Here is a 6,659-nt window from a genome sequence, read left to right as displayed (position 1 = left end):
GTCACGGAGGGTGCGAAAAATGTCGTCGGGCACGTCGAGGTCGGAATTCGCTCTGAACGTACGCCGCACCCGGGGCGTGTACCCGACACTGGGACCGCCGTCTCCCGCGCTTCATGCTCGCCCTCGTCCTCGCCTTCGCCCTCGCACCTCAGCCGACGATCACGGCCGCACCTGCGGGTCCCGTCGTCCTCGATGGCGTCCTCGACGAGCACGCGTGGGCCGCCGCCGAGCCCGCGACCGGCTTCGTCCAGTTCGAGCCGTCCGAGGGCGAGCCCGCCAGCGACGCGACCGAGGTGCGGATCCTGCGCGCGGCCGACGGCCTGGTGATCGGAGCACGGATGTCATCGAGCCGAGAGGTCCGCACGACGCTCAGCCGACGCGACGACTCGGGCGACGCCGACTTTTTCCTGGTCGCGCTCGACAGCTACGACGACGACCGGACGGCGTACCTCTTCGGCGTCACGGCCGCCAACGTCCAGTTCGACGGCATCTTGGAGGGCGACGACGACGACGACTCGTGGGACGCCGTGTGGACCTCCGCCGTGCGCGTCGACGACGACGGGTGGACCGCTGAGATCCGCATCCCCTACTCTCAGCTTCGGTTCGCGGGCGGCTCGGAGTCGTGGGGCGTCCAGTTCCAGCGCGTGACGCCGGTGACGGGCGAGGAGTCGTTCTGGGCGCCGGTGACGCGGGCCGAGGCCGAGGGCGGGCTGGTGCGCCTGTTCGGACGGCTCGACGGCGTTGCGGGCTTGCAGCCGCAACCAATCTTGCAAGCCATCCCCTACACGCTGGCCGGCGGCTCGCGCTCCGAGAGCGAGGCCGCGCCGGGGACGGGCGTCGGCGCGTTCGAGGGCAACGTTGGGGCCGACGTCAAGGTCGGGTTGGCATCGAACGTCACGCTCGACGCGACCGTCAACCCCGATTTCGGCCAGGTCGAGGTCGACCCGGCGCAGCTCAACCTGGGCACGTTCGAGGTCATCTTCCAGGAGCGGCGGCCGTTCTTCGTCGAGGGGACCCAGATCTTCGACCTGACCGTCGGGACCGGCCGGGACGGGGCACTCCTGTACACACGACGGATCGGGTCCACGGCGCCGATCATCGCCGCGACCAAGCTGACGGGGCGGACGGGCGGCGGCCTCTCGTTTGGAGCGCTCGGGGCCGCCACCGGGACCCAGTTCGATCCGAGCCGCTTCTACGGGGCCGTCCGGGCAAAGCAGGAGTTCCCGGGCCAGAGCTACGTCGGCGTCGGCGCCACGGCGTTCTCGTCACAAGGTGCCGGCTTGTTCGCGGACGGATCGACCCGGAAGGTCGCAGCGGCCGCGGACTGGGCAGCCCGGTTCGCCGACGAGTCCTGGGTCTTCGAGGGGACAGCCGCGGCCTCCGCCCGGACGGAGACCCTCGCCCTCGAGGACGCGGACCCGGCTCTCCCAGCCATCGGTTCCGAGACGGCCCGCGACGCCGGCGGCGCGCTCTACCTCGGCCTGGACAAGGTCTCGGGCTACTTCACGCCCGGGTTCGGCGTACGCCTCTACACGGCCGGGTTCGAGATCAACGACGCCGGTCGGTTTCGCCAGACCGACCTGGCCCGCGTCAACGGCGGCGGGCGCTACCTGTTGAACAGCGGCGACCCGATCGGGCCGTTCCGACGCGTGAGCACGGGCGCGTTCATGAGCCAACAGTGGCAGCTCTCGGACATGACCAACCGCGGGTTCAACGTCTCCTCGTTCAACAACTTTGAGGTCGGTTTTCAGGAGGTCGACTTTTTCCTCGAGGCCGAGAACCTGGGTGGGTTCGACGTCCGCGAGACGCGAGGGCTGGGACCGATCGAGAACCTCGCCTCGGTCGGCGGGCGACTCTCGTACGAGAGCGACAGCCGGAGCCAGTTCCGCTGGGAGATCGGCGTGCGCGGCGGGGCCGATGAGGCCGGCGGAACGCGGGCCGGCGTCGGCGGGGGCTTGTCGTGGACGGCCTCGGACCGCGTGTTGCTCTCCCTCGAGGGCGGCGTCTCCCAAGGCAACCAAGAGCGCGCGTGGACGGCCAACGAGTCCCTGTTCGCGACGCCGACGGGCATCTCCATCGGAGCCTTCGCCGACGAGCCGACGGCGTTCTCCGACGACGACCTGATTCCCCTCGAGGCCGAGGCAAACCTCTTGGAAGGTCTGGCCACCTACGACGGCGACTTCGGCCCTCGTCAGGCGTACTACGCGCCGATCCTCGGCTCCCGGGACACGCGCGAGGTCGACGTCACGACGCGCGCCCAGGTCATCTTCGGCCCGACGATGTCGCTCCAGCTGTTTGGACAGCTGTTCGCGGCTCGGGGTCGGTTCCAGGACTTCACGCTCGTTGCGGGGCCGGCGGACCTCCGCCCGCTCCCGAACTTCCCCAAGCGCCGCGACTTCGCGTTCTCGTCGTTCACGGCCAACGCCGTCTTTCGGTGGGAGTACCGGCCGGGCTCGACGTTGTTCGTGGTGTGGAGCCAGGGCCGCAACAACTCGCTCTTCGAGGAAGCGCTCATCGAGGACGCCGGCCGGTCGCCGTTCGAGACCGGGACGACCGGCCAGCTCAGCGACACCTTCGACGCCTTCCCGGACGACGTGGTGCTGGTCAAGCTGAACTACCTCCTGATGCGGTAGCCGTCCTCGAGGGCGGCGTCCCGCTGGCCCACCCTCGAGGCCCGAAGCTGCACGCGTCCTCGAGGACGCGCTGCGCTACCCCTCGATCTCCGTGACCAGGCCGATCTCTTTGAGCACGCCCTGGACGCGGAAGCACTCGAAAAAGTCGCCCTGGTAGACGCAGTCTTTCCCCTGCGTGTGGACGGTCCAGGCATGCCGCTCGGCCTGTTGCGTCGAGCAGCCGGTCGCCTTGACGACCTGGACGATCACCTCCTCGAAGGTGTGGATATCGTCGTCGTAGAGGAGCACGCGCCAGGGCGTGTCCACCTTGTCCGCGACGTCGTCCTCGAGGACGGGCGCGACATCTGTCTCGGGCGCCGCTGGCCCTCCTGCCGGCCACCCCATCCTAGACCACCGCAGGCTCGGACGGGACGACGGCCAGGATCGCGAAGTCCTCGGTGACCGGGTTCGCAAGCAGCCGCTCGCACGCCTGCCGCACGGTCGCCTCGGCAGCTTCGGCGCTGGGGGCGTCCACCTTGACCTCGAAGAACGTGCCGGTGCGGACGCTCTCGACGGTCGGCATCCCAAGGTCGTGGATGGCGTTCGTGACCGCCTTCCCCTGGGGGTCGAGGATGGACGGGCGGAGGGTGACGCGGACGTGGGCGATAAACATGGGGTCGGAGCAGCCAGACGGAAGCTACGCGTTGGTCTGAAGAGGAGACTCGTCCTCGAGGTCGATGTCGTCGGCCGTCGCGACGCGGAAGGCCCAGGCGAGCGCACGCCCGAGACCCCAGCCGAGGTAGATGATCGCGGAGGCCAGCAACCCCTCTTCCTGGAACACGACGCCGAGCAGCAGCGCCAGGCCGAACAGGAGGAACCGGCCCCGGAAGGCGCGCAGGTTCTTCGCGCTCGGCTGCGGCAGCGCCGGGAACGACACGGGCGCCACCATCAAGGTCGAGAGCACGACCACCAGCGTGATCAGCGCCGACAGCTGCGGCCGCGCCAGCACGTCGAACCACGGCCGGTCGACGAACGTCAGGATGAAGACGACGACGGTGCCGGCCTGGGCCGGAATCGGGAGGCCCGAGAACTCGGTCGACTTGGCGCTCGAGTCGGCGAGGGTGTTGAACTTGGCCAGGCGGACGGCTCCAAATAACGCCGGGAGGCTGGCCAGGAGCGCGCCCCACAGCGGGCCGAGTTGGTCGAGCCCAAACTGGTACAGCAAAAAGCTCGGCGCGACGCCGAACGAGACGACATCGGACAGCGAGTCGAGTTCGGTCCCGAAGTCGCCCGTCGCACCGACCAGCCGGGCCATCATGCCGTCGAGCAGGTCGAAGAACGCGGCCAGGACGACGAGCCACGCGGCGGACTCGAGGTTGCCGTCGGCCGTCTGGATCAGCGAGAAGAACCCGGCCAGCAGGTTCATCAGGGTGAAAAAGTTCGGGACGGCGGCCCTCGCCCGAGCGCCGGAGCGGGGGCTCGCCCGCCGGGCGCGGAGCACCGGTCCTCTCCGTCGTGGCGTCGGCTGGGCCATCAAACGGCCTCAGAGCGATGAGATCCCACGGTTCGCGGCTCGGTGGATGACCACACAGAGAGTGGCCGAAAGTCGAGAGATGTCAATAGACCGGCGAGGGAGAGCTCCCATAACGCCGCACCGACCCGTTCACGTTCCGTCGACCTCGAGGTCGGCGCCGGGCGCGCTACGGGTGCGGCCCGAACACGCACCGGAATCGGTGGGCGTCGACCTTGACGATCCAGACGCCAAACGCAGGCGACGTCGAGGTCGCCGAGAACCGCTCTTGACACGAGCCCCCTTCGGGAGCGGTGTCCCCCGGCACCCACGCCGACGGCCGGCTCGACACGTCGTACACGAACCGACGCCGGCCGTCCCGGCCCCGGCTGATCTTGACGATGCAGGTCGGGAAGACGCTTGGATCGAGGACGCGCAGAGGCGTCGTGGGTCTACGCCGCGCCGCTTCTGTCCAGCGCTGGCGCTCGCCCTCGAGGTCGTCCGTCAGCCGGCCGTACGCTTGGCGGACCTGGTGGAAAGCGACGGCCGATCCGCCCTGGTCCGGGTGCGTCTCCCGGGCCAGCCGTCGGAAGGCGCGCCGGACGTCCACCGTGGAGGCGTCGTGTGAAAGGGCGAGTACGTGAAAGGGGTCGCGGGCGGCGCTCACAGAGCTCGGGTCGGTCGCAGCGGAGGCGTGGTGCACCGGGCTCGCGAGACCGAGTTCCGGTCGCGGGCGTCCTCGAGGGCGTCCCTGACCGCCGGCGACCTCGACCGTGGCGCCTACCTTGTGCATCGGCCCTCAGACCGAGTGCCTGTTCCATCTTATTGATTCATGCGTCTCGTTCTTATTTGCGCCGTCGTCCTCTCGGCCTGCGGCAACCCGTCGGCTCCCCGGCTCGAAACCGCCGCGGACTCGCTCGCCTTCGACATCACCGAGGGCATGGGCGGCCTCGAGGCATGGGACAAGATGCACGGCCTAGAGTGGGAATGGGCCGTCGTGCGCGACTCGGTGGAGCTGGTGCGGACGCGCCACGTCTGGGACAAGCACGGCGACCGCGTCCGCGTCGAGTGGCCCGGTGGCCAAGACTCGATGTGGGTCGCTGTGTTGTCGCCCTCGACGTTCGACGACGCCGCGCCGACAGGACAGGTCGCCCTCAACGGCTCCGTTGTCAGCGGCCCCGAGGCGGCGGAGCGGCTGACCGAGGCGAACGGTCGGTTCATCAACGACGGGTACTGGCTGTACGCGCCGATCAAGGTCCTCGACCCCGGCGTCAACCGCGAGATCGACCCGACGCCCATGGGCGACCGCCTGGCCCTGACGTTCGAAAGCGTGGGCCTGACGCCCGGCGACCGCTACTGGATCGACGTCGACTCCGGGTCGCGCTCGATGACCGGCTGGTCGTACGTCCTCGAGGGCTCCGACGAGCCCGAGTCGCGCTGGACCTGGACCGACCCCGTCACGCTCACCACGGAGGCCGGGCCGGTGACCCTCGCGCGGATGAAAGTCGCCGAGGACGAGCAGACGATCATCTTGACGGAGCCGACCGCCCTCGACGAGATCGACGAGACGGAGTTCACGGACCTCACGCCCCGCCTCGGAACTAGCACGGGCTAAGCCGGGACCGCGAAAAACTGGAGGTCGGCGATCTCGCCCGGCAGCGTCCCGCCCTCGAGGTCGGGCAGACCAGCCGCGATCCGATGGGCGTCCTCGAGGGCGCTTTCAAAGAGTCGCTTTCGCGCCGCGCCGGTCACGTCCTCGAGGGCGACGGGCAACGCATCGAGTCCGTAGCGCGGCGTAGCCGTGCGGCCGTCGCGGTGGATCCAGGCGCCGGACTCGACCTCGAAGGTGTAGAGCGACAGGAACCGAGCGCCGTGGTCGGCGACGAACGCGACGGCGTCTAGCAGGTAGCCGACCTCGTCGTCGTCGTGCGAGTAGTGGAAGCCAACGCGCGCCCAGCCGGGTCTCAAGCCATAGATGCCGTCGGTGATGCACGAGCGGAAGCGGTCAGCCTTGGCAGCGCCGATTCCCAACAGGTGGTGCCCGTACGGTCCGGCACAGGAGCAACCAGCCCGGCTTTGGACGCCGAACAGGTCGTCCAGTAGCACGGTCACGAACCGAGGGTGGAGCACGCGCCCTCGCCCGTCGAGGACGTTGAACGACACGATCGACAATCGGTCGATGGCGTCGGGTCCCAGGATGTCGATGCGGTCGTGGCTGCCCCAGACATCGAGGACGCGTTCGAGGTGGGCGTGCTCGCGGTCACGGATGACATCGACGCCGACGGAGCGTTTGACGTCGAGAGCGTATGCCGCACGGAGAACTTGATAGAGCCCAGGCGTGCCCGCGGTCTCTCGGGCTTCTACGTCCTCGAGGTAGTCGTGGACATCGGCATTGACGTAGCGGACTGTGCCGCCGCCGCCGACGCTCGGCGCCAGGTCGTGCGGGTACAGCGACTCGTCAAAGATGAGCAGTCCTGCCGAGCCAGGACCGCCCAGAAACTTGTGGGGCGACAAGAAGACGGCGTCGAGCCGTGCGT

The 6,659-nt window shown here is 69.1% G+C and carries 7 protein-coding genes; 2 read left to right on the top strand and 5 right to left on the bottom strand.

What is annotated here, in order from left to right; translation table 11 throughout:
* Nucleotides 1-113 precede the first annotated feature (113 nt).
* Nucleotides 114-2,633: a DUF5916 domain-containing protein gene (locus WBA11_RS08640; RefSeq protein ID WP_424520296.1), complete on the top strand. Its 2,520-nt coding sequence runs from the start codon at nucleotides 114-116 to the stop codon at nucleotides 2,631-2,633.
* A gap of 75 nt (nucleotides 2,634-2,708) precedes the next feature.
* Here the strand turns inward: WBA11_RS08640 and WBA11_RS08635 are convergent, their stop codons facing one another.
* From WBA11_RS08635 to WBA11_RS08620, 4 genes are all read right to left on the bottom strand, one after another.
* Nucleotides 2,709-3,017 (bottom strand): ATP-dependent Clp protease adaptor ClpS, encoded by a 309-nt coding sequence (locus WBA11_RS08635; protein WP_424520295.1) that lies wholly within the window; start codon nucleotides 3,015-3,017, stop codon nucleotides 2,709-2,711.
* Between the two features lies 1 nt (nucleotide 3,018).
* Nucleotides 3,019-3,285 (bottom strand): phosphoribosylformylglycinamidine synthase subunit PurS, encoded by a 267-nt coding sequence (purS, locus tag WBA11_RS08630; protein WP_424520294.1) that lies wholly within the window; start codon nucleotides 3,283-3,285, stop codon nucleotides 3,019-3,021.
* A gap of 24 nt (nucleotides 3,286-3,309) precedes the next feature.
* The gene (gene pssA, locus WBA11_RS08625; protein ID WP_424520293.1) at nucleotides 3,310-4,113 is read right to left on the bottom strand and encodes a CDP-diacylglycerol--serine O-phosphatidyltransferase; all 804 of its coding nucleotides are present in this window, start codon (nucleotides 4,111-4,113) and stop codon (nucleotides 3,310-3,312) included.
* 199 nt (nucleotides 4,114-4,312) lie between these two features.
* A complete protein-coding gene (locus tag WBA11_RS08620; RefSeq protein ID WP_424520292.1) occupies nucleotides 4,313-4,789 on the bottom strand; it encodes a J domain-containing protein in 477 nt (158 codons plus the stop codon).
* 165 nt (nucleotides 4,790-4,954) lie between these two features.
* Here WBA11_RS08620 and WBA11_RS08615 point away from each other — a divergent pair, with 165 nt between their 5' ends.
* Entirely contained in the window at nucleotides 4,955-5,737 is a 783-nt protein-coding gene (locus tag WBA11_RS08615; RefSeq protein WP_424520291.1) for a hypothetical protein, read from the top strand.
* Here the strand turns inward: WBA11_RS08615 and WBA11_RS08610 are convergent.
* The coding region (locus WBA11_RS08610) for an aminotransferase class V-fold PLP-dependent enzyme (RefSeq protein ID WP_424520290.1) at nucleotides 5,734-6,659 on the bottom strand (926 nt) is incomplete at its 5' end. The genes WBA11_RS08615 and WBA11_RS08610 overlap by 4 nt on opposite strands.

The sequence above is a fragment of the Rubrivirga sp. genome (genome assembly GCF_049648075.1).
In the GTDB taxonomy this organism is placed as follows: domain Bacteria; phylum Bacteroidota; class Rhodothermia; order Rhodothermales; family Rubricoccaceae; genus Rubrivirga.
Note: the sequence above shows the minus strand (reverse complement) of the source record. Positions and strands in the feature narration are given on the sequence as shown.

Excerpts from the sequence above, each read along its gene's own strand:
- WBA11_RS08640 (WP_424520296.1), top strand. The coding sequence starts at position 114 with ATGCTCGCCCTCGTCCTCGCCTTCGCCCTCGCACCTCAGCCGACGATC.
- WBA11_RS08635 (WP_424520295.1), bottom strand. The coding sequence starts at position 3,017 with ATGGGGTGGCCGGCAGGAGGGCCAGCGGCGCCCGAGACAGATGTCGCG.
- purS (WP_424520294.1), bottom strand. The coding sequence starts at position 3,285 with ATGTTTATCGCCCACGTCCGCGTCACCCTCCGCCCGTCCATCCTCGAC.
- WBA11_RS08615 (WP_424520291.1), top strand. The coding sequence starts at position 4,955 with ATGCGTCTCGTTCTTATTTGCGCCGTCGTCCTCTCGGCCTGCGGCAAC.